24 protein-coding genes and 1 riboswitch are annotated in these 26,223 nt (G+C 71.7%); of the genes, 7 read left to right on the top strand and 17 right to left on the bottom strand.

The features are described from left to right. Window positions 1–14: 14 nt before the first annotated feature. From narJ to ASG94_RS13530, 10 genes are all read right to left on the bottom strand, one after another. The gene (gene narJ, locus ASG94_RS13575) at window positions 15–719 is read right to left on the bottom strand and encodes a nitrate reductase molybdenum cofactor assembly chaperone (RefSeq protein ID WP_082624175.1); all 705 of its coding nucleotides are present in this window, start codon (window positions 717–719) and stop codon (window positions 15–17) included. Further along, window positions 719–2,365, bottom strand: coding sequence for a nitrate reductase subunit beta (gene narH / locus ASG94_RS13570; protein WP_056926968.1), 1,647 nt, complete (start codon window positions 2,363–2,365; stop codon window positions 719–721). Before narH ends, narJ begins: the two co-directional genes overlap by 1 nt. Beyond that, window positions 2,365–6,075 (bottom strand): nitrate reductase subunit alpha, encoded by a 3,711-nt coding sequence (locus ASG94_RS13565; RefSeq protein ID WP_056926967.1) that lies wholly within the window; start codon window positions 6,073–6,075, stop codon window positions 2,365–2,367. Before ASG94_RS13565 ends, narH begins: the two co-directional genes overlap by 1 nt. Then, complete coding sequence (locus ASG94_RS13560; protein WP_056926966.1) at window positions 6,072–7,301, bottom strand: MFS transporter; 1,230 nt, start codon at window positions 7,299–7,301, stop codon at window positions 6,072–6,074. The genes ASG94_RS13565 and ASG94_RS13560 overlap by 4 nt, the downstream gene beginning before the upstream one ends. A gap of 127 nt (window positions 7,302–7,428) precedes the next feature. Then, the gene (locus ASG94_RS13555; RefSeq protein ID WP_056926965.1) at window positions 7,429–7,821 is read right to left on the bottom strand and encodes a RidA family protein; all 393 of its coding nucleotides are present in this window, start codon (window positions 7,819–7,821) and stop codon (window positions 7,429–7,431) included. Between the two features lie 158 nt (window positions 7,822–7,979). Further along, the gene (gene groL / locus ASG94_RS13550) at window positions 7,980–9,614 is read right to left on the bottom strand and encodes a chaperonin GroEL (protein WP_056926964.1); all 1,635 of its coding nucleotides are present in this window, start codon (window positions 9,612–9,614) and stop codon (window positions 7,980–7,982) included. A 194-nt stretch (window positions 9,615–9,808) separates the two neighbouring features. Continuing rightward, the gene (locus ASG94_RS13545; RefSeq protein ID WP_056926963.1) at window positions 9,809–10,273 is read right to left on the bottom strand and encodes an OsmC family protein; all 465 of its coding nucleotides are present in this window, start codon (window positions 10,271–10,273) and stop codon (window positions 9,809–9,811) included. Between the two features lie 31 nt (window positions 10,274–10,304). Then, entirely contained in the window at window positions 10,305–11,165 is an 861-nt protein-coding gene (locus ASG94_RS13540) for an ATP-grasp domain-containing protein (protein WP_056926962.1), read from the bottom strand. Further along, window positions 11,162–12,043 carry a hypothetical protein gene (locus ASG94_RS13535; protein WP_056926961.1) on the bottom strand — a complete coding sequence of 294 codons (882 nt, stop codon included), beginning with the start codon at window positions 12,041–12,043 and terminating at the stop codon, window positions 11,162–11,164. The genes ASG94_RS13540 and ASG94_RS13535 overlap by 4 nt, the downstream gene beginning before the upstream one ends. Before the next feature lie 38 nt (window positions 12,044–12,081). Continuing rightward, the gene (locus tag ASG94_RS13530; protein ID WP_056926960.1) at window positions 12,082–12,690 is read right to left on the bottom strand and encodes a LysE/ArgO family amino acid transporter; all 609 of its coding nucleotides are present in this window, start codon (window positions 12,688–12,690) and stop codon (window positions 12,082–12,084) included. Between the two features lie 70 nt (window positions 12,691–12,760). Here ASG94_RS13530 and ASG94_RS13525 point away from each other — a divergent pair, with 70 nt between their 5' ends. The 5 genes from ASG94_RS13525 to ASG94_RS13505 all read left to right on the top strand — a co-directional run bounded on the left by ASG94_RS13525 (window position 12,761) and on the right by ASG94_RS13505 (window position 17,535). Next, complete coding sequence (locus ASG94_RS13525) at window positions 12,761–13,636, top strand: ArgP/LysG family DNA-binding transcriptional regulator (RefSeq protein WP_056926959.1); 876 nt, start codon at window positions 12,761–12,763, stop codon at window positions 13,634–13,636. 88 nt (window positions 13,637–13,724) lie between these two features. Then, entirely contained in the window at window positions 13,725–15,089 is a 1,365-nt protein-coding gene (locus ASG94_RS13520) for a rhodanese-like domain-containing protein (RefSeq protein WP_056926958.1), read from the top strand. 95 nt (window positions 15,090–15,184) lie between these two features. Next, the gene (locus tag ASG94_RS13515) at window positions 15,185–15,718 is read left to right on the top strand and encodes a DUF5994 family protein (protein WP_056926957.1); all 534 of its coding nucleotides are present in this window, start codon (window positions 15,185–15,187) and stop codon (window positions 15,716–15,718) included. A 104-nt stretch (window positions 15,719–15,822) separates the two neighbouring features. Further along, entirely contained in the window at window positions 15,823–17,025 is a 1,203-nt protein-coding gene (locus ASG94_RS13510) for a DUF2157 domain-containing protein (protein WP_056926956.1), read from the top strand. A 3-nt stretch (window positions 17,026–17,028) separates the two neighbouring features. Beyond that, a complete protein-coding gene (locus ASG94_RS13505) occupies window positions 17,029–17,535 on the top strand; it encodes a GDYXXLXY domain-containing protein (RefSeq protein ID WP_056926955.1) in 507 nt (168 codons plus the stop codon). A gap of 16 nt (window positions 17,536–17,551) precedes the next feature. Here the strand turns inward: ASG94_RS13505 and ASG94_RS13500 are convergent, their stop codons facing one another. The 6 genes from ASG94_RS13500 to ASG94_RS13475 all read right to left on the bottom strand — a co-directional run bounded on the left by ASG94_RS13500 (window position 17,552) and on the right by ASG94_RS13475 (window position 21,667). Beyond that, on the bottom strand, window positions 17,552–18,046 hold the full coding sequence (locus ASG94_RS13500; protein ID WP_156411576.1) for a DUF6174 domain-containing protein: 495 nt from the start codon (window positions 18,044–18,046) through the stop codon (window positions 17,552–17,554). A 43-nt stretch (window positions 18,047–18,089) separates the two neighbouring features. Beyond that, complete coding sequence (locus tag ASG94_RS13495) at window positions 18,090–18,365, bottom strand: MoaD/ThiS family protein (protein WP_056926953.1); 276 nt, start codon at window positions 18,363–18,365, stop codon at window positions 18,090–18,092. Window positions 18,366–18,386: 21 nt separating this feature from the next. Beyond that, a complete protein-coding gene (thrC, locus tag ASG94_RS13490) occupies window positions 18,387–19,676 on the bottom strand; it encodes a threonine synthase (protein WP_056926952.1) in 1,290 nt (429 codons plus the stop codon). A gap of 10 nt (window positions 19,677–19,686) precedes the next feature. Then, window positions 19,687–19,819, bottom strand: a riboswitch (SAM riboswitch). Window positions 19,820–19,890: 71 nt separating this feature from the next. Then, entirely contained in the window at window positions 19,891–20,736 is an 846-nt protein-coding gene (gene otsB, locus ASG94_RS13485) for a trehalose-phosphatase (RefSeq protein WP_056926951.1), read from the bottom strand. A gap of 64 nt (window positions 20,737–20,800) precedes the next feature. After that, a complete protein-coding gene (locus ASG94_RS13480) occupies window positions 20,801–21,277 on the bottom strand; it encodes a LytR C-terminal domain-containing protein (RefSeq protein WP_235537269.1) in 477 nt (158 codons plus the stop codon). Between the two features lie 81 nt (window positions 21,278–21,358). Further along, window positions 21,359–21,667: a DUF3263 domain-containing protein gene (locus ASG94_RS13475; RefSeq protein WP_056926949.1), complete on the bottom strand. Its 309-nt coding sequence runs from the start codon at window positions 21,665–21,667 to the stop codon at window positions 21,359–21,361. 153 nt (window positions 21,668–21,820) lie between these two features. Between ASG94_RS13475 and ASG94_RS13470 the strand changes: the two genes are divergently transcribed. Then, entirely contained in the window at window positions 21,821–23,260 is a 1,440-nt protein-coding gene (locus ASG94_RS13470) for an alpha,alpha-trehalose-phosphate synthase (UDP-forming) (protein WP_056926948.1), read from the top strand. A 53-nt stretch (window positions 23,261–23,313) separates the two neighbouring features. Here ASG94_RS13470 and ASG94_RS13465 read toward each other — a convergent pair whose 3' ends face one another. Continuing rightward, window positions 23,314–24,870, bottom strand: a complete 1,557-nt coding sequence (locus ASG94_RS13465) for an FMN-binding glutamate synthase family protein (RefSeq protein WP_056926947.1) — start codon at window positions 24,868–24,870, stop codon at window positions 23,314–23,316. 75 nt (window positions 24,871–24,945) lie between these two features. On the opposite strand from ASG94_RS13465, the gene ASG94_RS13460 reads away from it, so the two are divergent. Next, entirely contained in the window at window positions 24,946–26,217 is a 1,272-nt protein-coding gene (locus ASG94_RS13460) for an alpha/beta fold hydrolase (RefSeq protein ID WP_056926946.1), read from the top strand. Window positions 26,218–26,223: the final 6 nt, after the last annotated feature.

Here is a 26,223-nt window from a genome sequence, read left to right as displayed (position 1 = left end):
TGGCGTGGGGTGGTTCATCGCGGGGCTCCCACGGGGATGGTGGCGGGGGCGATGAGCGCCGGCGTGCCGGACAGCGCCGGGTCGGCGCCGGCGCCGTACCCCTCGAGCCCGACCGCCTCGGCCGGTGGACCCTGCTCGACGAGACGGCGTACGGCGTCCGCCTCGTCGCCCTGCAGGGTCGGCAGCGTCGCGCAGAGGGCGAGCAGCGCACCCAGCCACGGCGAGCCGGTGCTGCCGTCGTCGTTGCGCCACCCGGTCAGCGCGAGCCGCAGCATCTCGATGCCCGCCCGGTGGGCGTTGAACAACGCCCAGGCGGCGTCCGCGTCGACGGTCGCACCGAGCTGGAGGACGGCGCAGAGGTGGTCGGGCAGCTCGCCGGTCCCGTCGTCCCACTCCACGCCGGAGGCGCGGTAGGCCTCCTTGAACTCCACGAGCGCCCGTCCCCGGCGACGGGTGTCGCCGTACGCGAAGTAGGTCAGGTAGAGCGCGCACTTGCGGGTGTGGTCGAAGGTCGCGACGTACTCCTCCTGCCGGCGGCCCAGGTCGCCGGTACGGAGGTGGGCGATGAGCGGGGCGAGGTGCTCGTCGCCGGGCACCAACGCCTCGACCCGGTCGAGGGCTGCGACAAGTCCGGCGGTCGGGTAGTCCAGCAGGGCCGCGCAGGCCGCCCACACGGGCGGGGCGTCTGCCGGGCGCGGGCGGCGACCTCGCCCGAACATCAGCGTCCACCTCGCGGCGGGAAGAGTCCGTCGGGTGCACCCTTGCCGTCCCAGTTGAGCAGGTTGACCCGCGACGCCTTGTCGCCGGGCGAGGCGAGCGTGTCGGACGTCTGCCGGTCCTGGAGCATCCGGAAGTTCTCCACCGCGACCGGCGTCGGGTAGCCCGACCCCTCGCCGAAGAGGTCCTGCTGGCCGCCGCCCCGGTCGGCCACCGGGCAGTCGGTGGCGAGCTCCTCGAGGGCGTGCGCCTGCTCCGCGTGCGCGGACGGGATCACGTAGCGCTCGTCGTACTTGGCGATCGCGAGCAGCCGGAACATCTCGTACATGTCCTCCCCCGACATGCCGACGGCCGCGGGGATGGAGTCGTCCGGGTCGCGTCCCAGGTTGATGTCGCGCATGTAGGAGCGCATCGCCGCGAGCTTCTTGAGCACGGCGTCCACGGGCGCGGTGTCCCCGGCGGTGAACAGGTTGGCGAGGTACTCGACGGGGATCCGGAGCGTGTCGATCGCGGCGAAGAGGTTGCCGCGGTCCTCCGCGTCCTCCCCGGTGTCCCGGACGACGTCGACGACCGGCGAGAGGGGCGGGATGTACCAGACCATCGGCATCGTGCGGTACTCCGGGTGCAGGGGCAGCGCCACCTCGTAGCGGTTGATCAGCGCCCACACCGGCGACCTGCGCGCCGCCTCGATCCAGTCGCGCGGGATGCCGGCCTGCTGCGCCGCTTGCTGGACGGTGGGTTCCTCGGGGTCCAGGAAGCAGCCGCGCTGGGCGGCGTACAGGTCGTGCTCGTCCTCCACGGACGCGGCCTCGAGCACCTTGTCGGCGTCGTAGAGGACCAGGCCGATGTAGCGCAGCCGGCCCACGCAGGTCTCCGCGCACACGGTCGGGATGCCGACCTCGATGCGCGGGTAGCAGAACGTGCACTTCTCGGCCTTGCCGGTCTTGTGGTTGAAGTAGACCTTCTTGTACGGGCAGCCCGAGACGCACATGCGCCAGCCGCGGCACCGGTCCTGGTCGACGAGGACGATGCCGTCCTCCTGGCGCTTGTAGATCGCGCCGGACGGGCAGGAGGCAGCGCACGAGGGGTTGAGGCAGTGCTCGCAGATGCGGGGCAGGTAGAACATGAAGGTCTGCTCGAACTCGAGCTTCACCTTGTCCTCGATGCCCCGCAGCATCACGTCGCGGGCGGCGTGCTCGTGGCTGCCGCCGAGGTCGTCGTCCCAGTTGGCCGACCACTCGACATTCATGTCCTTGCCGGTGATGAGGCTCCTGGGCCGGGCGACGGGGAACGTGTCGGACTGCGGCGAGCTGAGCAGCGTCTCGTAGTCGTAGGTCCACGGCTCGTAGTAGTCCTGGATGGACGGGAGCCTGGGGTTGGAGAAGATCGTGAGCAGCTTCTTGAGCCGGCCGCCGGAGCGCAGCGCGATCCGGCCGTTGGGCTTGCGCACCCAGCCGCCCTCCCACTCGTCCTGGTCCTCGTAGGTCCGCGGGTAGCCAAGGCCCGGTCGCGTCTCGACGTTGTTGAACCAGACGTACTCGGTGCCGGAGCGGTTGGTCCAGGCCTGCTTGCACGTGACCGAGCAGGTGTGGCACCCGATGCACTTGTCGAGGTTCATGACCATCGCCATCTGCGCCATGACCTTCATCAGTACTCCACCTTCGCGGTCCGCCTGCGGATCATGGTGACCTCGTCGCGGTTGTTGCCGATCGGGCCGATGTAGTTGAAGAAGTAGGCCAGCTGGGCGTAGCCGCCGACCATGTGGTTGGGCTTCATCAGGATCCGGGTGAGGCTGTTGTGGATGCCGCCGCGCTTGCCGTCACGCTCGGTGAGCGGGACGTCGATGAGCCGGTCCTGGGCGTGGTGCATGTAGACCGTGCCCTCGGGCATCCGGTGGCTGACGATGGCGCGGGCGGCGACGACGCCGTTGCGGTTGACCATCTCGATCCAGTCGTTGTCCCTGATCCCGACCTTGGCCGCGTCGCGGTCGGACATCCACACCGACTGGCCGCCCCGCGAGAGCGAGAGCATGAAGAGGTTGTCCTGGTACTCGCTGTGGATCGACCACTTGTTGTGGGGCGTCAGGTAGCGCACGGAGACGCCGAGCTCGTTCTGCTCGCCGATCGGCGACTCCCCGAACAGCGCGGTCATGTCGAGGGGTGGTCGGTAGACCGGCAGCATCTCGCCCATCCCCAGGAACCAGTCGTGGTCGACGTAGAACTGCTGACGGCCGGTGAGGGTGTGGAACGGCTTGTGCCGCTCGATGTTGATCGTGAACGGCGCGTAGCGGCGTCCGCCGGACTCGGAGCCCGACCACTCGGGCGAGGTGATCACCGGGACGGGGGCGACCTGGGTGTCGGCGAAGGTGATCTGCTTGCCCTGGTGCTCGGCGGCGAGGTCGGCCAGCTCGGTGCCGGTGCGTTTTTCGAGGAACCGGAAGCCTTGGGTCGAGAGGTGCCCGTTGGACACCCCGGCCAGGTGCAGCATGGCGTCCGCCATCTGCACGTCGGTCTCGACCCTCGGCTGCCCGTCGCCGGCGCCGCCGTGGACGACGCCGTTGCGGGAGCGAAGGACGTCGACCTCGCGCTTCACGTCGTACGCGACGCCCTTGGTCAGCATGCCGGCCTTCTCCAGCAGCGGGCCGATGGAGGTCATCTTCTCGAAGACCTGGGTGTAGTCGCGCTCGACGACCGCGATGACGGGCATCGTCCTCCCGGGCACCGGGTCGCACCCGTCCGGGTGGTCCGGGCCGAGCTTCCAGTCCCTGACCACGCCGTGCTCGCTCGCCATCGCCTCGGGTGTGTCGTGCCACAAAGGCTTGGCCACCACGTCCCTGCGCGTGCCGAGATGGGTGACCGCGAGCTCGGAGAACTTCTCGGCGATGACCTTCCAGGTGTCCCAGTCCGACTTCGTCTGCCACGGCGGGGCGATCGCGGGGTTGAACGAGTGGATGAAGGGGTGCATGTCGGTCGTCGACAGGTCGTGCTTCTCGTACCAGGTGGCGGCCGGCAGGACGACGTCGCTGAGGATCGTGCTGCTGGTCATCCGGAAGTCGATCGTGGTGAGCAGGTCCAGGCGTCCCTCGGCCGCCTTGTCGGGCCACGCGACGTCCTGGGGCCGCATCCCGGGCGGCGCCTCCACCGCGGTCGCCGCGCTGTCGGTGCCGAGCAGGTGGCGCAGGAAGTACTCGTTGCCCTTGGCCGAGGAGCCGAGCAGGTTGGAGCGCCACAGCGACAGGATCCGCGGGTGGTTGTCCTCCGCCTCCGGGTCCTCCACCGCGAACGCCAACCTGCCTGCCTTGAGCTCGGAGGCGACGTACGCCGGCGCCTCCATGCCCGCGGCCTCCGCGTCGTCGGCCAGCGTCAGCGAGCTGCGGTCGAACGTCGGGTAGCTGGGGGTCCAGCCCAGCCGCACCGACTGCGCCAGCAGGTCCATCACGGTCCTCCCGGCGAAGACGCCGGTGCCGGAGTCGAGGTCGTCGGCGCTGAAGGTGTCGTAGCGGTACTGGCTGGTGTTGACGTACCAGTACGCCGTCTGGTTCATGTGCCGCGGCGGGCGGTGCCAGTCCAGCGCGAAGGCCATGTGCTGGAAGCCCATGATCGGGCGGATCTTCTCCTGGCCCACGTAGTGCGCCCAGCCGCCGCCGTTGCGTCCCTGGCAGCCGGTGATCGTGGTCAGCACGAGCATGGCGCGGTAGATCTGGTCGGAGTGGAACCAGTGGTTGACCCCGGCCCCCATCAGGATCATGCCGCGGCCCTCGGTGTCGATCGCGTTCTGGGCCCACTCGCGCGCCAGCCGCTCCACCTGGGCGGCGGGGACGCCGGTGTGGGTCTCCTGCCAGGCGGGGGTCGCGGGGTCGGTGGGGTCGCCGTAGCCCGTCGGCCACTCCCCTGGCAGGCCGTCGCGGGCCACGCCGTACTGGGCGAGCATCAGGTCCAGGACCGTGGTCACCAACCGGTCCCCGACCCGGGCGACCGGTACGCCGCGCCGGTGGCGGCGGACCTTGCCGCCGGGGTCGTCGAAGCGCGGCAGCTCGACCTCGACGGCCTCGCGGGTCCCGCCCTCGTGGTCGGCGTACATGGTGAGCGCCGGGTCGATGTCGCCGAGCTCGAGGTTCCACCGGCCCAGTCCCTCGTCCCCGAAGCGGTGGCCGATGGCGCCCTGCGGGATGCGGACCTCGCCGGTGCCGGCGTCGATGACGGCCGGCTTCCACATCGCGTTCTCGGTGCCGCCCTCCGGGTGGTCGATGTCTCCCGCGACCAGGTACTTGCCGGGACGGTAGACCCCGTCCGCCGTGGGCTCGAGGCAGATCAGGTGCGGCAGGTCGGTGTACTGCTTGGTGTAGTCGGTGAAGAACGGCACGTCCTGGTCGACGAAGAACTCCTTGAGGACCACGTGGCCCATCGCCATGGCGAGCGCGCCGTCGGTCCCGGGGGCGGTCGTCACCCACTCGTCGGCGAACTTCACGTTCTCCGCGTAGTCGGGCGCGACCGCGACGACCTTCTGGCCGCGGTAGCGCGCCTCGGTCATCCAGTGCGCGTCCGGGGTGCGGGTCATCGGGACGTTGGAGCCCCACATGATCAGGTAGCCGGCGTCCCACCAGTCCCCGGACTCGGGCACGTCGGTCTGGTCGCCGAACATCTGCGGTGACGCGTTGGGGAGGTCGGCGTACCAGTCGTAGAAGGACAGCATCGGGGCGCCGATGAGCTCGAGGAAGCGCGACCCCGAGGCATAGGAGACCGGCGACATCGCCGGGATCGGCGAGAAGCCGGCGATCCGGTCGGGGCCCCAACGCTTGACCGTGTAGACGTGCGCGGCGGCGACGATCTCCGCCACCTCGTCCCAGCTCGCCCGGACCAGGCCGCCCTTGCCGCGCGCCTTCTTGTAGAGCCGGGCCTGCTCCTCGTCCTGGACGATCGAGCCCCAGGCGACCACGGGGTCGCCGTACCTCTGCTTCGCGGCACGGAACAGCTCCAGGAGCACGCCGCGCACGTAGGGGTAGCGCACCCGCGTCGGGCTGTAGGTGTACCAGCTGAACGCCGCACCGCGCGGGCAGCCGCGGGGCTCGTACTCGGGCTTGTCGGGGCCGGTCGAGGGGTAGTCGGTCTGCTGCGCCTCCCACGTGATGATCCCGTCCTTCACGTAGACCTTCCACGAGCAGGAGCCGGTGCAGTTGACCCCGTGCGTCGAGCGGACCACCTTGTCGTGGCTCCAGCGGTCGCGGTAGAACGCGTCGCCCTCACGCCCGCCCTTCCTGACCATCGAGCGCAGGTCATCGCTGACCTCGGCCTTGGTGAAGAAGCGCCGACTGCCGACGAGGGCCTCGCTGAGTGCTCCGTCCATCCCGGTGGGCGTCATGCGGCGACTCCTTCGCGTGCCTGGGCGGTCCTGCGCACGACGGTGAGCGTCATCGCCAGCGTCAGCGCGGCGGTGATCGCCAGCAGCCATAGGCCGATGGCGTAGGAGTCGGTCTGGCCGTAGACGTAGCCCATGAGCAGCGGGGGCACGAACCCGCCGAGCCCTCCGGCCGCGCCGACGAGCCCGGTCACCCCGCCGACGCGCGCCGGCTCCGTCACCCGGGCGATCAGGGCGAAGACGGCCCCGCTGCCGGCGCCGAGGGCCGCGGCCACGGCCAGGAACGCGACGGTGCCGAGGCCGGCCAGCGGAGGGGTGCCGGCCGCCACGGCCGCGCACAGCGTCACCAGGCCGTAGACCGCGGCCAGCACCGGGATGGGGCCGATCCGGTCGGACACCGCCCCGCCGAGGGGACGGCACACGACCGCCACGACCACGAAGCCGGCCATCCGGTTGGCGGCGTCGGCCGGCGTCAGTCCGTGGGCGTTGATGAGGTACGCCGGGAGGTAGACCGAGAACGCGACGTAGCCGCCGAACGCGACGGCGTACAGGATGCAGGCCTGCCAGGTGATCGGCAGCCGGCTGTTGGCGGCCAGGCGCGACCCCAGGCTCGTCGTCGGGACCACCCGACCCGGGGCGTCGCGCAGCAGCACCCAGGCCACGACGGCGTACGTCGCGAGCACGGCCGCGGTGAGGACGAACGGCAGCGTCTCGCCCCGCTCGAAGAGCTTGACCGTGGTGAGGGCGCTGATGGCCGTGCCTCCCATGCCCGCCCCGAAGATGCCGATCGCCAGCCCGCGCCGCTCCGGCGGGAACCACGCGTTGACGAACGGGACACCCACGGCGAAGGCGGTGCCGCCGATCCCGAGGAAGAACCCGCCGACGAGCAGCAGGGTGTAGGAGTCGATGGCCACGAACCCGATGAAGAGCACCGGGACGACCGTGGCCGCGGAGACCAGAGGGAACATCACCCGGCCGCCGTAGCGGTCGGTCAGTGCGCCGACGACGATCCGGCCCAGGGACCCGACGATGACCGGGACCGCCACGAGCAGGGCGACGTCAGACTCGGACAGGTCGCCCAGCGCCCCGGTCTTGCGGAACATCGGGCCGAGCGGGCTGATGAGCGCCCACGCCCAGAAGTTCACGGCGAACCCCAGCGTGGCCACGGTCAGCATCAGCCAGGGACCGCCTGTGTCCCGCGTCGTGCCCGTGCCGCGTCGTGAGCCCATCTGGCGCCTCCCCGTGGTCCATGACTAGCGCCTGGTGCGCCCCGGTGTCCACCATCGAGCACCGGGGCGGTCGCGAGACAGGGCCTTTCGTCCCGCCCGCCGCGGCGACCAGCACCGCGCGCCGACGTCACCGACGGGCAGCGATCGCCTCGACCTCGACGAGCTGGTCGGGGTAGCCGAGCAGCGCGACCCCGAGCAGGGTGCTGGGGGCGTCGTGGTCGCCGAACGCGGCACGCACGACCTCCCAGGCGGCCACCAGGTCGGCGCGGTCGGAGGAGGCGACGTACACCGTGGTCCGGGCGACGTCCTCGAGCCGGCACCCGGCGTCGGCCAGGGCGGTGACGAGGTTGGCCATCACCCGGGTGGCCTGGGCCGTCACGTCGCCCGGCGCCACGACCTCACCCGCGTCGTCGAGCGGGCAGGCGCCGGCGGTGAGGACGAGCTCCCCGACCCGGGACGCGTAGGCGTAGGGCACGGAGTCCGACAGGGACGAGGACCGGAGCAGCTCGACGGGGCTCATGGCGGCACTGTGCCACCGGTCCCGCCGGACCGGCACGTGGTTTGCGGGTGGCTCCGGAGACGGAGCAAGGCCCCCACCCGGAGGTGAGGGCCTTGCTGGTGGAGCTGGTGGAGCGGTGGGAGCTGGACTCAACTGAGTCCTCGCTTCTTCGCTTTCGCTCAGAAGTCCATGCCGCCCATGCCGCCCATGTCGCCACCGCCGGGCATGGCCGGAGCCTTCTCCGGCTTGTCGGCCACGACGGCCTCGGTGGTGAGGAAGAGCGCCGCGATGGAGGCGGCGTTCTGCAGGGCGGAGCGGGTCACCTTGGCGGGGTCGATGATGCCCTCGGCGATCATGTCGACGTACTCGCCGGTGGCCGCGTTGAGGCCGTGGCCCGGGGTCAGGTTGCGCACCTTCTCCGAGACGACGCCACCCTCGAGACCGGCGTTGATCGCGATCTGCTTGAGCGGGGCCTCGATGGCGACCTTGACGATGTTGGCGCCGGTGGCCTCGTCACCCGACAGGTCGAGCTTGACGAAGGCCTCGGTGCCGGCCTGGACGAGCGCGACGCCGCCGCCGGCGACGATGCCCTCCTCGACCGCAGCCTTGGCGTTGCGGACGGCGTCCTCGATGCGGTGCTTGCGCTCCTTGAGCTCGACCTCGGTGGCCGCGCCGACCTTGATCACCGCGACACCGCCGGCCAGCTTGGCCAGGCGCTCCTGCAGCTTCTCGCGGTCGTAGTCGGAGTCCGACTTCTCGATCTCGGCACGGATCTGGTTGACCCGGCCCTCGATCTGGCCCTGGTCGCCGGCGCCCTCGACGATGGTGGTCTCGTCCTTGGTGATGACGACCTTGCGGGCCTGGCCGAGGAGCTCGATGCCGGCCGACTCGAGCTTGAGGCCGACCTCCTCGGAGATGACCTGGCCACCGGTGAGGATGGCGATGTCCTGGAGCATGGCCTTGCGGCGGTCACCGAAGCCGGGGGCCTTGACGGCCACGGACTTGAAGGTGCCCTTGATCTTGTTGACGACCAGGGTCGACAGCGCCTCGCCGTCGGTGTCCTCGGCGATGATCAGCAGCGGCTTGCCGGACTGCATGACCTTCTCCAGCAGCGGGAGGAGGTCCTTGACCGTGGAGATCTTGGAGTTGGCGATGAGGATGTAGGGGTCCTCCAGCACCGCCTCCATGCGCTCGAGGTCGGTGGCGAAGTAGGCCGAGATGTAGCCCTTGTCGAAGCGCATGCCCTCGGTCAGCTCGAGGTCGATGCCGAAGGTGTTCGACTCCTCGACGGTGATGACGCCTTCCTTGCCGACCTTGTCCATCGCCTCGGCGATGGCGTCACCGACGGTGGTGTCGCCACCGGCGGAGATGGTGGCCGTGGCCGCGATCTGCTCGCGGGTCTCGACCTCCTTGGCCATGGAGAGCAGCTGCTCGGAGACCGCGGTGACCGCAGCCTCGATGCCGCGCTTGAGGCCCATCGGGTTGGCGCCGGCCGCGACGTTGCGCAGGCCCTCGCGGACCATGGCCTGGGCCAGGACGGTGGCCGTCGTCGTGCCGTCACCGGCGACGTCGTCGGTCTTCTTGGCGACCTCCTTGACCAGCTCGGCGCCGATCTTCTCGTAGGGGTCCTCGAGCTCGATCTCCTTGGCGATCGAGACACCGTCGTTGGTGATCGTGGGGGCGCCCCACTTCTTCTCCAGCACGACGTTGCGGCCCTTGGGGCCCAGGGTCACCTTGACCGCGTCGGCGAGGGTGTTCATACCCCGCTCGAGGCCGCGGCGGGCTTCCTCGTTGAAAGCAATCAGCTTGGCCATAACTCAGCGATTTCCTTCGGAATGAGTCTGTGGTGTGTGGCGTCGGTGGGCTGCCCGCGACGGACGACCCGCACGGCCCGACGGACCATACCCGTCGACGCGCGAGCCTCAGCGTCACCGATGCCGAGTTGTCACTCTCCTGATGAGAGTGCCAGCGTCATGTTTAGCACTCGACCCCGGCGAGTGCAAACGCCTCAGCCGGCGACGCGGATGGTCGGCTCGTGGTCGACCGGGAAGTTGACCGAGGACGCGATGAAGCACGCCTCGCCCGCCTCGCGGTGGATGCGGCGGGCGGTCTCGACCTGCGACGCCTCGGCCACCGTGACCACCGGTCGGAGCAGGACCCGGGTGAAGTGTCCGCCGATCCCCTGCTGCGCCATCGTCCCGACGGGCGAGTCGGCGTACGCCGTGACGACGACGCCGTGGGTGACCGCCATGTGCAGGTAGGACAGCAGGTGGCACTGGGCCAGTGCCGCCACGAGCAGCTCCTCGGGGTTCCACCGGGACGCGTCGCCGCGGAAGGTCGGGTCGGCCGAGCCCTCGAGCTCCGGCTTCCCGGAGGCCCGCAACACCACGTCGCGCGCGTAGTCGCGGTAGCCGCTGGTCCCGGTGCCGCGGTTGCCGCGCCACTCCAGGTCGAGCTCGTAGGTGTGGTCCATGCGCCCAGCCTGCCAGCGCCGGCCGACCGACTCAGCCGAGCCGGGCCGCGACGAGGTCGGCGAAGGGCCCGGCGTTGTCGGGCAGCACGTCGAGGTAGAGGCCGGGCTCGATCAGCTCGAGCTCGGAGACGACCCACTCGTCCTCGTGCTGGAGGAGGTCGACGCGCACGTAGTCGAGCGGGCGCCCGAAGCGCGCGGCCAGCCAGGCGTCGACCGTCGCGGCGAACTCGGCGATCGCCGGATCGATCGGCACCGGCCGCGAGGCCCCGCCGAACTCCTCGTGCACGCGGACCTCGTCGCCGGCGGGCAGCTTGTCGACCTGGGAGATCACCCGGCCCCCGAGGAGGAAGAGCGACACCTCTCCCCGGGTGCGCACCGACGCGATCAGCGGCTGCGCGATCCACGGTCCGCCGACGGGTGGGTACGACGGGTGGCTGCGGAGCGTCTGGCCGAGGCGGGAGTCGAGCGGGTCGGACACGACGATGAGCCCCGCTCCTCCGGCGCTGACGCGGGGCTTGACCACCACGGTCCCGAACTCCTCGATCGCGGCGGCGTACTCCGCCTGCGACGACGCGAGCCGGGTGGGGACGACGGGCAGCGGCCCGAGGTCGACGAGGTAGGCCTTGTCGTGGTTCCACGCGAAGACGTCGGCGCCGTTGAGGAGGCGCGACTGGTCGAGCGACCGGGTCCAGGCGAGGAACTCCTCGGCGCGCGTGGCGTAGTCCCAGGTGGACCGGACCACGACGAGGTCGGCACCGTCCCAGTCGACCGACGGGTCGTCCCAGACCGCCCAGCGGGCGTCGATGCCGCGCTCGGCGAGGGCGGCATCGAGTGCCGGGGCACCCGGCTCCCCGTCGGGCATCCCGTCGTACGTCGCCAGCAGCACCGTCACGAGGTCACCCCCGACGTCGCACCGGACGGGTCGGACCCACCCGGCGCGGCCGGGTCCGGGGACGTGCCGTGGAAGTGGCCTGCGCTGGCGTCGCGATTGGTCCCCTCCCGGTTCTCGCCCTTCTCGATGACCACGAGGTTGTGGTAGCAGTGCACGGCTCGCACGTGGGTGTCGGTGTAGCTCGGCTCGTAGCCCTCGACGAGGAGCTCCTCGTGGTTGAGGCCGTCGACGAGGTCCTTGACCATGTCCATCGACGTGCCGCGGGCGCGGGGGTCGAGCTGGCCGCCCCAGGCGGGCCAGTAGGACGTCTGGGTGTCCTCGATGCAGTAGATCGCCCCGTCGGGGAGCAGCGGGAAGACGATCGCGAACGTCTCGCGGACGTGGGCCGGCACGTGGCTGCCGTCGTCGACGACGACCATCGGCACGCCCCGCTCCTCGAAGATCCGGCGGAAGACGTCGGGATCGGTCTGGTCGCCGCGGTAGGTCACGATCGGACCCTGGTCGATGAACGACTTGTCCTCGATGTCCAGTCCCACGATGGTCGCCCGCGGGAAGAACCAGCGCCACATCTTCAGGGAGGCGCCGCTGCGCTTGCGCCGCGTGTACCCGCCCACGCCGATCTCCAGCAGGGTGAACTCGCGGCGCCTCAGGTGCTCCAGGTGCCGCTGGTAGTGCGGGGTGTAGCGATGGACGCCCCACTTGTCGGTGCCGAACTCCTCGGCCAGCTCGGTGAGGCTCATCGCGCGCAGGCGCCGGCGCCGCTCGCGGCGACGCTGCTCGGGAGTCGGCTCCGCGGACGGTACGACGGGCTCGGCTGCGGGCGGGCGGACGCGGCGACGCGCGGCGGAGACGAGCCGGCGCGGGGAGAGGGAGACCACGACGGCACCCTAACGACCGGCGTAGGGCCGACCGACACTCAGCCGCCCAGCACGAGGGACAGCGCGATGGCCGCCATGATCACGGCGATGAGCCCGTCGAGGACCCGCCAGGCGGAGGGCCGGGCGAAGAGCGGCGCGAGCCGTCGCGCGCCGTACGCCAGGCCGAAGAACCACAGGAAGCTGCCGAGCACCGCCCCCAGCGCGAAGGCCCAGCGCCCGTCGTCGCCGTGCTGGTTGGCGAGCGACCCGAGCAGCAGCACCGTGTCGAGGTAGACGTGCGGGTTGAGGAAGGTCAGTGCCGCCGCGGTGGTGAGCACCGGTCGCAGCCCGACCCGCGCCCCGCCGGTCGCGGCGTGCAGCTCGCCGGGACGCACAGCGCGCCGCAGCGCCAGCACGGCGTAGGCCATCAGGAACGCCGCCCCCGCCCACCGCACGACGTCGAGCACGACCGGCGCCCGCTCCACGATCGTCCCGATGCCGGTCACGCCGGCGAGGATCAGGGCCGCATCTGCGCACGAGCACAGCAGTGCCACCGCGCCTACGTGCTCGCGGCGGATCCCCTGCCGGAGCACGAAGGCGTTCTGCGCCCCGATGGCGACGATCAGGGAGAGGCCGGCGAGGAGGCCGGCCAGGACGGTGGTGAGCACGTCACGACCGTAGGTGGGGGATCCAGATGCAGTCCAGCGAAAGAAATGCGGCATTGCTTAGCATGGCTTCATGTACGACCGTGCCCAGCTGGCTGCCCTCGCCGCTGTCGTCGAGTCCGGATCCTTCGAGTCGGCCGCTCGCGCGCTGCACCTGACGCCCTCAGCGGTGTCCCAGCGCGTCCGCTCCCTGGAGAACGTCGCCGGCGCCGTGCTCGTGCGTCGCACCCGCCCGTGCACGGCGACGAGCGCCGGCGAGCACCTCGTCCGGCTCGCCCGCCAGGTCGCCGAGCTCGAGGCCGACACCGAGGCCGTGCTGCACCAGCGCGAGAGCCACGCCACCTTGTCGATCGCCGCCAACGCCGACTCGGTGTCGACGTGGTTCGTGGAGGCGCTGCGGGTGGCCGGCGCCGGGACCGGGACGGCGTACGACGTCCGGGTCGACGACGAGAACCACACCGCGGCCCTGCTGCGGGCCGGGGCGGTGATGGGGGCGGTCACCACGGCCGGCGAACCCGTCCAAGGCTGCCGGTCGGTGCCGCTCGGGTCCCTGCGCTACCGCGCCGTCGCGGCACCGGGCCTGGGGATCACCGACACCCGCAGCCTGGCCGCGGCCCCCCGGGCGAGGTTCCACGCCACCGACGAGATCCCGGCACAGCTCGTGTCGCGGGCGACCAGTCGCGCCATCACCGGCACGGTCCACACGGTGAGCGCCGGCGACGGCTACCTGGCCGCGATCCGGGCCGGCCTCGGCTGGGGCGCGATCCCCGAGCTGCTCGCCGCGGAGCACCTCGACAGCGGCGCCCTCGTCGAGGTCGCGGGCGGACGACACCTCGACGTGCCGCTCCACTGGCAGCACTGGCGGATCGCGTCCGCCCCGCTGGCCGCGCTGACCGAGGCCGTCGTCGCCACGGCGCGGACCCACCTCGTGCGCCCGCGCCGACGCTGAGGCGACACCCCGCACGCCTCCACCCACCATGACCCTCTCTGGTTTAATATGAGTGAGTTAGTTGACTTTGAGGAGCAGGGGGAGCGTCATGGAGGTCGTCGTCGTCGAGGTCCCGGAGCTCGGGAACCGCGCACACCTGGTCCACGACGGGCACCACGCCCTGGTCGTGGACCCGCCGCGGGACGTCCGCCCGCTCGAGCTGGCGGCAGAGGAGGCCGGCGTCCGCATCGCCGCCGTGGCCGACACCCACGTGCACAACGACTACGTCTCGGGCGCCCCGGGCCTGGCCCGTCGACACGGAGCGGAGTACTGGCTCTCCGCCGACGAGCGCGTGCACGTCGACCGCACCGGCGTGCGGGGCGGCGACATCCTCGGCGTCGGCGACCTGGTCGTCCAGGTGCTCTCCACGCCGGGCCACACCCTGCACCACCAGTCGTTCCTGGTGACCGACCCCGAGTCCGGCGCCCGCACGGTGTTCTCCGGCGGCAGCCTGCTGCACGGCACCGTCGGCCGCACGGACCTCGTCGACCCGCTGCTGAGCCGGATGATGGGGCGGGCCCAGTGGGAGAGCGCCCGCCAGCTCGGCGCCCTCGACGACGTCGTCGGCCTGCACCCGACCCACGGGTTCGGCAGCTTCTGCGCGGCCTCGACGCCCGAGGGCAGCGTCCACGGCACGATCGGGGACGAGCGCGTCGCCAACCCCGTGCTCTGGACGCCTCGCAACGCGTACGTCGAGGACCTGGTCGCCGGTTTCGGCCCGGTCCCCCGCTACTACCGCCACATGGCCTCGCTCAACCGGGCCGGCGCCGGCGCGACACCGGACCTGCCGCCCAGCGAGGTCGACGAGGACGCGGTGCACGAGGCCGTCCGCGGCGGCTCGTGGGTCATCGACCTGCGACGACGCCACGACTTCGCCCGCGCCCACCTCACCGGGTCGGTCAACATCGAGGACTGCCCGCAGTTCGCGACGTACGCCGGGTGGCTGGTGCCGTGGGGCGCCGACGTCGTGCTGGTCAGCGACTCCCCCGACGACCTCGCCGCCGGCGTGCACGACCTCGCGCAGATCGGGGTCACGGTCCGGGCGACCCACCGGCTGGGCCCGGTCACGCGGTGGGCCGACAGCACGGACTACCGCGTGGCGGACTGGGCGACCTACGCCCGCTCCGTCGGACCTCGCGACGCCGACAAGGTCACCCTCGACGTGCGCCTCGACGCCGAGTACCGCGCCTGCCACCTCCCCGACTCGCTCCACGTCCCGCTGCACGACCTCGACGCGGCGATCCCGCGCCTCCCGTCCGGCCAGGTCTGGGTGCACTGCAGGAGCGGCTTCCGGGCCGCCATCGCCGCCAGCCTGCTCGCCCGTCACGGACGCGACGTCGTGCTCGTCACCGACGACTGGGACGAGGTCGCCTCGACCGGGCTGCCCACCGTGGCGGGCCGTCCGGCCGCCTGACGGGCGCCCGGACCGGGCCGGGGCCGTAGGGTCGGTGGTGACGACCCGTCCACCGCCTCCGCCGGAGTCCGGCCAGGGTCGAGAAGGCGGTCGCCATGTCGACGCCCCCATCGCCCCTCCCCGCCACCCCCGCCGCTGCCGGCGGTCCCCTCCGGCTGCGCCTGGTCGACGGCAGGCCCGGTCAGCTCGACGGGGGCTGGTGGCCCCGCAGTCGCGACCTCGCCATCGAGGTCGCCGACCTCGCCGAGCAGCTGCCGGCCCACCTCGGTCCGATCCTCCGCGTGCAGTGCTCCGGACCCGACTGGGACGGCGACGTGGACCGGATCCTGGTGGGAGACCGCACCGTGGTGGTCGTGTCCCGGACCCACGACCACGAGCACCACGTCGACCTGACCACCGACCGGTCCACGCTGCGCCTCCTCGTGGTCCCGCCGGGCTTCAACGACGCGGACGGCGAGGAGGCGCTCCTCGCCGCCGCCACGCCCGGCAACGCCCACTCGGCCGGCGACCTCCTGCGAGCCGTGACCGACGAGGACGACGTCGACCCCCGCGACCGGTGGCGCGATGACGGCACGGCGGGCTGGGGTGGCGCAGCCGCGGCGTCGTCGCCTCGTCCTGCCGGCCGCTAGCGCGGAGGACCACGCGCCGGGACGCCCGGCCGTGGCCCGAAGTGACCACCGGACTGGGACCTCGTACTCATGTGCGACCGCGTCGACGCCGTCATGCTGGCGACATGACCACCTCGACCCCGCAGCGGGACCCCCACGACCGGACGCGTGACGCGACCGCGGTCCAGCTCGGCTGGCTGCACCGCGAGCTCGCCGACTGGCAGGCCGCCGGCATCATCGGCGCCGACCAGGCCGCCGCCATCTCCGCCCGCTACCGCACCGTGCGGGAGACCCGGCGCTTCTCGCTCGGTCGCCTCCTGCTCGCGCTCGGGGCGCTCTTCGTCGGCGTCGGCCTCATCTGGCTGGTCGCGGCCAACCTGGACCAGCTGCCGCCGCTGCTGCGCTTCGCCGTCGTGGCCGCCTTCTGGCTGGCCTTCCTCGTCGGCGGCGAGCTGGTCGGCCCGCGGCTCAGCACCGGCGTGCTGGGCGCGGTGCGACTGCTGGCGGCGCTGACCTTCGGCGCCACGATCTTCCAGGCCGCGCAGTCGATGCAGGTGCCGGCCTACGAGCCGCTGCTGCTCGGGCTGTGGTCCGCCGGCACCCTCCTGCACGCCTACGCCACCCGCTCGCTGGTGCCCCTGCTGGTCGGCATCGCCACCGGCATGGTCTGGTGGACCTGGCAGCCGCTGGCCGACTCCGGCAACGGAGCCGGCGTGGTGCTGGCGCTGGGTACGGCGTCGGTGCTGGCCGTCTCGCTGGCCGTCGTGCACGACCGCGGCCTCGACCTCTTCGCCGCGGCGTGGCGCACCCTCGGCTGCGCGCTCGCGATGGCGGCGCTCTTCGTCGCGGCCGTCCCCTACACGACCACCGACGGCTTCGAGTGGAACACCTGGCTGGTCCTCGAGCTGGCGGCCGCGGGAGTCGCGGCCACCGCGGCCCTGGTCCTCGCCCGGGGGAACGCCCGCTGGGAGCCGCTCGGCGCTCTCGGCGTCCTCGCCTTCTCCGTGCTCATGGTGCTGTGGGACACCGGGACCGACACGTCGTCGGTGGGCCTCGACGACTGGGCGCACGCGGCCGTCGGCGTCGCGGCGTACGTCGTGGTGGCCGTCGGCCTCGCGGCCCTCGGCACCCTGCGCGACACCCCCGTGCTGACAGTCATCGCCATGATGGCGCTGGTGGTCTTCACGACCTTCCAGAGCTTCGCGGTCTTCGCCGCGATCATCCAGGGCGCCTGGCTGTTCGTCGTCCTCGGCCTGGTCTTCCTCGGAACCGGGTTCCTCTTCGACCGCGCCCGCCGCGGTATCTCCGCCAACCTCGAAGGAGCGTGAGCCATGAACCGCGTCCTCACCGTCGGCCTCGTGGCCACCGCCCAGGCCGTGCTGGTCGCCGTCGCCGTCGCCCCGCAGATCTCCGCGCGCACCACCGGCGAGGACTACACGTTCCGGGTCGAGGCGGTCGACCCCATCGACCCGTTCCGCGGCGCTTACGTCACCCTCGCCTATCCGGACCTGCGTCTCGGCGGCTCCTCGGCCGTCGAGTCGATCGATGGCACGAACGGCGGTGTGATGGACGACGGCAGGAGAGGCCCGGTCTATGTCACTCTCGCCGAGGAGGACGGCCACAGCGTGGCACAGGACTGGCTCCGGGAGCGGCCGGACTCGGGTCCGTACCTGGCCTGCGACGACTCGGGCTGGCAGGTGCGGTGCGGCATCGAGAGCTGGTTCCTGCCGCAGGACGAGGCCGCCGAGATGCAGGACGTGCTGCGTGACGGCGCCCTCGCCGAGGTGCGGATCGACTCGCTCGGCCACGCCGCGCTGATGGACGTCCGCGCGGACTGACGCCCGGGGCCGCGAGTCAGCGGGCCGCGAACCGGATCCGGTAGGTCACCTCGTCGTCCACGGCTCCGCCGACGTGGTCGACCGCGACCTCCCGCGGGAGGCCCCGCCTCGTCCACTCCACCTCCACCGACTCGGCCTCGGCGTAGGCCCGGCGCAGCATCCGGAACAGCCGGTCGGCGCCGTAGCCCTTGACCCGACGGACCTGCGGGTCCTCCTCGATCGTGGTCACCAGCTGGGTGTCGTCGGCGTGCACCTCGGTCCGCAGCGCCGGGCGGGGTGCACAGAAGCAGGACAGGCTCACCCTGGTCACGTACTCCTCGATGCCGCGCGACTGCCACCGCTCCCACGCCCGGACGAGCTGGGCGTCGTCACCGGTGCGCGGCACGAACGGCTCCACCGGGATCGGCACCGGCTCGGCGTCGGAGGCCGCTCGGGCCGTCGCGGGGGTCAGCGTCAGGGCGGTGCCCAGCAGCACGGCGGCGCCGCCGGTGGCCAGGCCTCGTGTGGTCACGGTCATGGTGCTCCGACGCGCCCCACCCCGGGGACGGTTCCGCTCAGCCGCCCGCGACGGCCGGGATGACCGAGACCTGCGTGCCGTCCGGCGTGGCGGTGTCGAGGTTCTCCAGGAAGCGGACGTCGTCGTTGCCGACGTACACGTTGACGAACCGGCGCAGGGCGCCCGCCTCGTCGAGGATGCGCCCCTTGATGCCCGTGTAGTGGGCGTCGAGGTCGTCGAGCACCTCGGCCAGGGTCGCGCCCGAGGCACTGACCTCGGACTCGCCGCCGGTGTAGGTGCGCAGGATGGTGGGGATGCGGACGGAAACGCTCACGGGTGGATCCTCCTGGACGGATCAGACGATGCCGGCGGCCGTGAAGGCACCGTACGACGGGTCGATGGTGGCGCGGGGGCCGACGTGGTCGGAGACCGCGTCGAGGGTCTTGAGCCCCATGCCGGTGTTGATGACGACGGTCTCGAGCGTCGGGTCGAGCTGGCCGGTCTCGACGAGCTTCTTCAGCACGCCCACCGTGGTGCCGCCGGCGGTCTCGGTGAAGATCCCCTCGGTACGGGCCAGGAGCAGGATCCCCTGCCGCACCTCGTCGTCGCTGATGTCCTCGACGGCGCCGCCGGTCTCGCGGCAGATGTCGAGCACGTAGATCCCGTCGGCCGGGTTGCCGATCGCGAGGCTCTTGGCGATGGTGTCGGGCTTGACCGGGCGGATCGCGTCGACGCCGGCCTTGTAGGCCACCGAGACCGGCGAGCAGCCGGTCGCCTGGGCGCCGTACACCTTGTAGGGCGTGTCCTCGACGAGGCCGAGGGAGATCAGCTCCTGGAAGGCCTTGTGCACCTTGGTCAGCTGGGAGCCGGAGGCGACGGGGATGACGACCTGCTCGGGGAGCCGCCAGCCGAGCTGCTCGGCGATCTCGTAGCCCAGCGTCTTGGAGCCCTCGGCGTAGAAGGGCCGCACGTTGACGTTGACGAACGCCCAGCCCTCCTCCTCGCCGGCGATCTCCGAGGCGAGCTTGTTGACGTCGTCGTAGTTGCCGTTCACCGCGACCAGGTTGTCGGTGTAGACGGCCGAGTTGACCTGCTTGGGCTTCTCGAGGTTGCTCGGGATGAACACCACCGTCTTGATCCCGGCGCGGGCACCCGCCGCGGCGACGGCGTTGGCCAGGTTGCCGGTCGAGGGGCAGGCGAAGACCTTGGCGTCGAGCTCGATGGCCGCGCTGAGCGCGCAGGCGACGACGCGGTCCTTGAAGGAGTTGGTGGGGTTGGTCGAGTCGTCCTTGACCCACAGGTTGTCGATGCCCAGCTCGCGACCGAGGTTGTGGGCCTTGAGCAGCCGGGTGAAGCCGGGCTCGGTGTTCTTGCTCTGCTCGATGTCGTCGGGCACCGGCAGCAGCGCCTTGTAGCGCCAGATGTTGCGCGGCCCGGCGGCGATCTCCTCCCGGGTGACGACCGGGAAGTCGTAGGAGACCTCCAGCGGGCCGAAGCACTCCGGACAGGCGTAGAACGGACCGAGCTCGACCTCGTGGCCGCACTCGCGACAGGCGAGGGCCCGGGCGTTGCCGAAGGCCCCCTCGCGCAGCGTGTGGGCGCTGGTGGTGGTCGTGGTGGCGGTGTTGTCCGCGACAGCAGTCATGACGTCCTCCTTCTCATCTACCCCGGGCGGCTTTCGCACCGGGACGGAATTGGCACCGTTTCCGCGACTGCCGTGGTGGCAGGAGGTTCGCGGCGGTTGCCGGGACGTCGTCGGGCCGTTCCCTCAGTCCCTCGTGATGAGGTCTCTAGGTTAGACAGGCCGTCTCAGCATGCGCACATCGAGTCCACATGCTGGAGGGCCCTGGAGGCGCGACTTAGAGGGCGACCGCGGCCGCGTCCGCGGTCAGCCGGCGCAGCAGGGCGAGCACCCCGTCCGGGCCGGGTACGACGACGTCGGCGAGCGGCACCAGGGCGGACTGCTCGTCGGACGCGGCGGCCACCAGCAGCGTCGGCAGTCCCTGCTCGCGCAGCGCGGCGACGGCCTCGAACGCCTCGACGTCACCGAGGTCGTCGCCGGCGAAGAGGAAGCCCCCGGCCGACTGCTCGCGCACCAGCGTCTCCACGGCGTTGCCCTTGTGCATGCCGTCCGAGCGCACCTCGATGACGTTGCGGCCCGGCTCCACGATGAGCCCGTGCCGGGCGGCGAGCTCGCGCATCGGCGGCAGGAGGCGCTCGAAGGCGCCGGCCGCGTCGTCGAGCCGGCGGGTGTGCACCGCCACCGCCAGCCCCTTCTCCTCCACGTGCGCGCCCACCGCGTCGGCCCGGCGCAGCAGCCCGGGAAGCTCGCGCTCGAAGGTGGACAGGCCGTGCGGCGGTCGGGGCGAGATCACCCGGCGGCTGGTCGAGGACCAGCGCTCGTTGCCGTACTGGCCGAACAGGAAGAGCTGCTTGCCGTGGTCGCCGATCGCGTCGCCCACCTCGTCGAGCCCGCCGAGGGCCAGCGCCTGGCGGGCCGGGCGGCCGGTGACGACCGCGATGGCGCGCACCACGTCGCTGAGGGCGACCAGCACCTCGGGTGCGTCCGGGTGGATGTGGGCCTCGCTCGGCTCGTCCACGATCGGGGACAGCACGCCGTCGAAGTCGAGGCCGACGACGACCTCGTCGGCGGCGGCCACCAGGGCGTCGTACCGGGCACGCGCTTCGGGGGAGGTGAACTCCATGATCCTCAGCCAACCACGTCCCGGGCGGGCGGGGACAACCCGACCGGCCCCTGGGGGTGGCGGATCAGGCCGCGTCGGCGGTCAGGATGACGGTGAGCCGGTCCATCCGCATCGGCTCGACCGCGGGTGCGGTGCGCTGGATGCCGAGGTCGAGGGCCAGCAGCTTGGCGGCGGCCTGGAGGCGGGCCGGGTAGTAGACCGTCGAGGCCGGGATGAGGCCCTGCCAGTTGTCCTCGCCGACGACCTGCCAGCCGACCTGGGTGGCCTTGGCCGCCGTGCCGGCCGCAAGCCCCTTGATGCCGGAGTTGTTGTAGACCTCGACGTAGACCTCGCCGCGCTTGACCTGCGGCTTGGGCTTCTTCGTCGGCGTGGTCGGCACGGGCGTCGTGGGAGCGACCGCGGCGGGGGTCGGCGTGGCGGGGGCCGCCGTGGTGGTGATGCGCTTCTCCGTGGGCTCCTGGTCGGAGGTGGCGACGAAGGCGAAGCCGGCCATCGCCACGGCGATGATGCTGAGCATCACCACGGGCGAGGGGAAGGCCACGCCGCGCTCGTCACGACGCAGGCGGGTAGAAGGGCGGGTGGACCGAGGGGACCGGGTCGGGGAAGAGGCGGTCATCGTCGATCAGAGCTCGAAACCGAGGCGACGGGCGGAGCGCTGACGCTGGCGGGAGGCCCGCAGGCGGCGCAGGCGGCGGACCAGCAGCGGGTCGGCCTCGAGCGCCTCGGGACGGTCGATGAGGGCGTTGAGCACCTGGTAGTAGCGCGTCGAGGACATGTCGAACTTCTCGCGGACCGCCTGCTCCTTGGCGCCGGCGTACTTCCACCAGTGCCGCTCGAACTCGAGGATGTCGCTGTCGCGCTGGGTCAGGCCCGGTGCGTTCGGCTCGTGACCCGGCTCGTGCGCGCCGGACTGCTGGACGGCGTCGGCCATGTCGTCTCCCCTTCGAAGGACTGCGGTGGGCCCACTCTAGGCGACGAACGACAGCGATGTCATTCGACTACGGCGAGTCGCGGGGGCAACTGTGGCCGGCGTGCAGTATCGACCCCCCGGAGGGGTGCTGCGCGGCTCGCTAGGGTGAGGCACGTGACCACTCCAGGCCGCGCCGACCTCGTGATCGTCGCCAACAGGCTCCCCGTCGACCGCGTGACCAACCCCGACGGCAGCTTCAGCTGGCGGCGCTCCCCGGGCGGCCTCGTGACCGCCCTCGAGCCGGTGATGCGGGCCAACGACGGCGCCTGGATCGGCTGGCCGGGATCCCCCGACGACGACCTCGAGCCCTTCGTGGAGGACGGCCTCCAGCTGGTGCCGGTCCACCTGAGCGCGCAGGAGATCGAGGAGTTCTACGAGGGCTTCTCCAACGGGACCCTGTGGCCGCTCTACCACGACCTGGTCGCCAAGCCGGAGTTCCACCGCGAGTGGTGGGACTCCTACGTCGCGGTCAACCGGCGCTTCGCCGAGAAGAGCGCCGCGGTCGCCGCCGAGGGTGCGACGGTCTGGGTGCAGGACTACCAGCTCCAGCTCGTCCCGCAGATGCTGCGCGACCTGCGACCCGACGTGCGCATCGGCTTCTACCTGCACATCCCCTTCCCCCCGGCCGAGCTCTTCAGCCAGCTGCCGTGGCGCCGCCAGATCCTCGAGGGACTCCTCGGGGCCGACCTCATCGGCTTCCAGCTCTCCGGCGGTGCCGGCAACTTCGTGCGCCTGGTCCGCCGGCGGGTCGGGCACAAGACCCACCGCGACCTGATCTACCTGCCCGACGGGCGCACCGTGAAGGCCGCCGCCTTCCCCATCTCGATCGACACCGCCGGGTTCGAGGAGCTCGCCCGCTCCGAGGGCGTGCAGGAGCGTGCCAAGGAGATCCGCGAGGCCCTGGGCAACCCGCGCAAGATCTTCCTCGGCATCGACCGCCTCGACTACACCAAGGGCATCGTGGCCCGGTTGCGCGCGTTCGGCGAGCTGATCGCCGCGGGCGAGCTCGACGTCGAGGACGCGGTCTTCGTGCAGGTGGCGACCCCGTCGCGCGAGCGGGTCGAGCAGTACCGCATCCTGCGCGACGACATCGACCGGCTGGTCGGGCGGCTCAACGGCGACCTGGGCGAGATCGGCAAGCCGGCGATCTCCTACCTGCACTCGTCCTACCCGCGCGAGGAGATGGCCGCGCTCTACCGCGCCGCCGACATCATGGTCGTCACGCCCTTCCGCGACGGCATGAACCTCGTCGCCAAGGAGTACGTCGCGTGCCGCTACGACTCCGACGGCGCCCTGGTGCTCTCGGAGTTCGCGGGTGCGGCCGACGAGCTGCGGCAGGCCTGGCTGGTCAACCCCTACGACATCAACGGCATCAAGCAGGCCCTGCTCGACGCGTTCCACGCCGAGCCCAAGGAGACCACCCGCCGGATGCGGGCCATGCGCAAGACGGTCGTCGAGCACGACGTCTCGGCCTGGGCCGGCTCGTTCCTCGACGAGCTCGCCAGCGGGCGCCAGGAGCACGACAAGAGCGTGCGGCCCGCCCGTCGTACCTGACCTTGAGTGGGCCGCGCGGCGCCGCCGCCGCGCCGGTGTCGGCGTGCCCGGGCTCAGCGGGTGGTGGGGTGCGGCAGCGGGGACTCGCCCTGCGCGACCATGATCTCCTCGATCGCGGTGCGCAGGCGGGGACCCACCGCGCCCCAGTCGTCCTCGTAGCCGTAGACGTCGTGGAGCTTCTCGCTCGAGCGCTGGCCGGTGAGGATGTCGACGTCCCAGGGGGTGATCAGGCCGGGGTGGACGACGCCCACGGCCTCGGACACCTTGAGCAGGTCGCGGCGCAGCGAGCGGACGTAGTTGGCCGCGCGGACGCTCTTGAGCTCGACGTCGAGGCCGAACGTGTAGCGCGGGTTCTGGGTCGCGATCCCGACCGGGCAGTGGTCGGTGTGGCACTTCTGCGCCTGGATGCAGCCGATGGCCATCATCGCCTCGCGGCCGACGTTGACCATGTCGGCGCCGAGCGCGAAGGCGACGACGGCGTTCTCCGGGATGCCGAGCTTGCCGGCACCGATGAAGGTGACGTCGTCGGTGAGCCCGGCGGCGGCGAAGCGGCGGTAGACCTCGCTGAAGGCGATCCGGAACGGGTAGGCCACCGAGTCCGCGAAGATCATCGGCGCCGCACCGGTGCCACCCTCGCCGCCGTCGATGTTGACGAAGTCGACCCCCCGCCCGCCGGCGGCCATCGCCTCGACCAGCTGGTCCCACAGCGTCATGTTGCCGACCGCGGACTTGATGCCGACGGGCAGGCCCGTGGCGTCGGCGACCGTCTCCACGAAGTCGAGCATCGAGTCGACGTCGTCGAAGACCTCGTGGCGGCTCGGTGAGGCGCAGTCCTTGCCCTCCGGGATTCCGCGGATCTCGGCGATCTCGGCGCTGACCTTCTCCCCCGGCAGCATGCCGCCCAGGCCGGGCTTGGCGCCCTGGGAGAGCTTGATCTCGATGGCGCGCACGGGCGCCGACTGCACCAGGTCGACGAGGCGGGAGAGCTCGAAGCGGCCCCGCTCGTCGCGGCATCCGAAGTAGCTGGTGCCGATCTGGAAGACGACGTCGCCGCCGTTGCGGTGGTACGGCGACAGCGCGCCCTCGCCGGTGTTCTGCAGGCAGCCGGCCAGGGCGGCGCCCTTGTTGAGCGACTCGACCGCCTTGCCGGAGAGCGAGCCGAAGCTCATCCCCGAGATGTTGACCACCGACGCGGGGCGGAAGGCGTGCCTGCGACCTCGCGCCGCGCCCATCACCTTGGCGCTGGGCAGGGTGATCTCGTCGTCGGCGTGGGGCATCGTCGCCGCGCCCGGCCCCATGAAGGTGCGGTGCTTGATGATCGGGTAGCCCTCGACGTTCTCCATGTCGTTGTCGGTGCCGAACCCGAAGTAGTTGTTCTCCAGCTTGGAGCTGGCGTAGATCCAGGAGCGCTGGTCGCGGCTGAAGGGCCGCTCCTCGTCGTTGCTGGTGACGATGTACTGCCGCAGCTCGGGCCCGAAGCGCTCGAGGAAGAACCGCAGGTGCCCCACCACCGGGAAGTTCCGGATGATCGCGTGCCGGCGCTGGGTCACGTCGTGGGCGACGGTGCCGGCGACGGCGGCAGCCCCGAGGGCGGCGAGGCTCCACTTCATGGGACAGGTCTAGCGCCGTACCGGGTCGCAGGCAACCTCCGCAGGGGCGTGGTGCGTCGGCGTATCTTCAGCCCCATGGACCTCCTCCCACCGAAGCCCGACCAGCTGGTCGCGGCGGCGGGCAACGTCGCCCACAAGGTGCTGTACGGCGGGCTCGCCGACCTGCGACCGATGCCGCGCACGCTGATCGACGACGGAGAGCTGCGGGAGGTCTACCACTACCGGCCCACCGCCGTGCACGAGTCGGGCGACCCGGTGCTGCTGGTGACGCCGCTGGCCGCCCCCGCGCTCTGCTACGACCTGCGGCGCGGCTGCTCGCTCGTGGAGCACTTCGTCTCCCTCGGCCGCCGGACCTACCTCGTGGAGTACGGCCAGGTCTCCTTCCGCAACCGCAACCTCGGGATGGAGCACTGGATCGACGACGTCCTCCCCCAGGCGATCCGCGAGGTGTCCGAGCACGCCGGGGGTCGCCCGGTGCACGTGGTCGGCTGGAGCCTGGGCGGCATCTTCGCGATGCTCACCGCGGCCGACCAGCCCGAGCTGCCCATCGCGTCCCTGACGGTCCTCGGCTCCCCCGTCGACGTCAAGAAGGTGCCGCTCGTCGCACCGGTGCGCCCCCTGCTCAACCTCACCGACGGCCGCGGGCTGCTCACCCGCACCTACCGCGCGCTCGGCGGGGTCCCGCAGCCCCTCGTCAACTGGGTCTTCACGGCCGCGTCGGTCCAGAAGGTCGTCACCAAGCCGGTGGTGGTCCTGACGCACCTCGACGACACCGACTACCTCGCCCAGCTCGAGGCGGTCGACCGCTTCATGGCCAACATGATCGCCTACCCGGGCCGGACCTTCGGCCAGCTCTACCACCGCTTCGTCAAGGGCAACTCGCTGTCCCGCGGCGCGATGGAGCTCGGCGACCGCACCATCGAGCTGTCGGCGATCACCGCCCCGGTGCTGGTCTTCGGCGGCGCGGGCGACGGCATCGCACCGGTGGCCGCCGTGCGACCCGTCGTCCCCCTGCTCAGCGGCTCGCGCGAGGTGCGCTTCGAGATCGTCCCGGGCGGGCACCTGGGCATGCTGACCGGCCGCGCCGCCCGCGGCTCCACCTGGCGGGTGCTGGACGAGTGGATCGAGCAGTGGTCCACCGACGACCCCGCGCCCGCGCGTCGTACGACGAGGAAGGCTGCCGCGAAGGCCACGAAGAAGACGGGTGCGGCGCCCAGGAAGCCGCCGGCCGTCCGGAAGACCACCACCCGCAGAGCGGCCCCCAAGGTGACCCCGTCCCCCGACGCCATCGGCGCCAACCCGACGCGCCGCTACGGCTCGGCCGGGTCGCGCTCGCTCGGCGGCTGAGGGGCG

The organism is Nocardioides sp. Soil805 (assembly GCF_001429625.1).
Classification (GTDB): Bacteria; Actinomycetota; Actinomycetes; order Propionibacteriales; family Nocardioidaceae; genus Nocardioides.
This window is presented reverse-complemented; position numbering and strand designations above follow the sequence as displayed.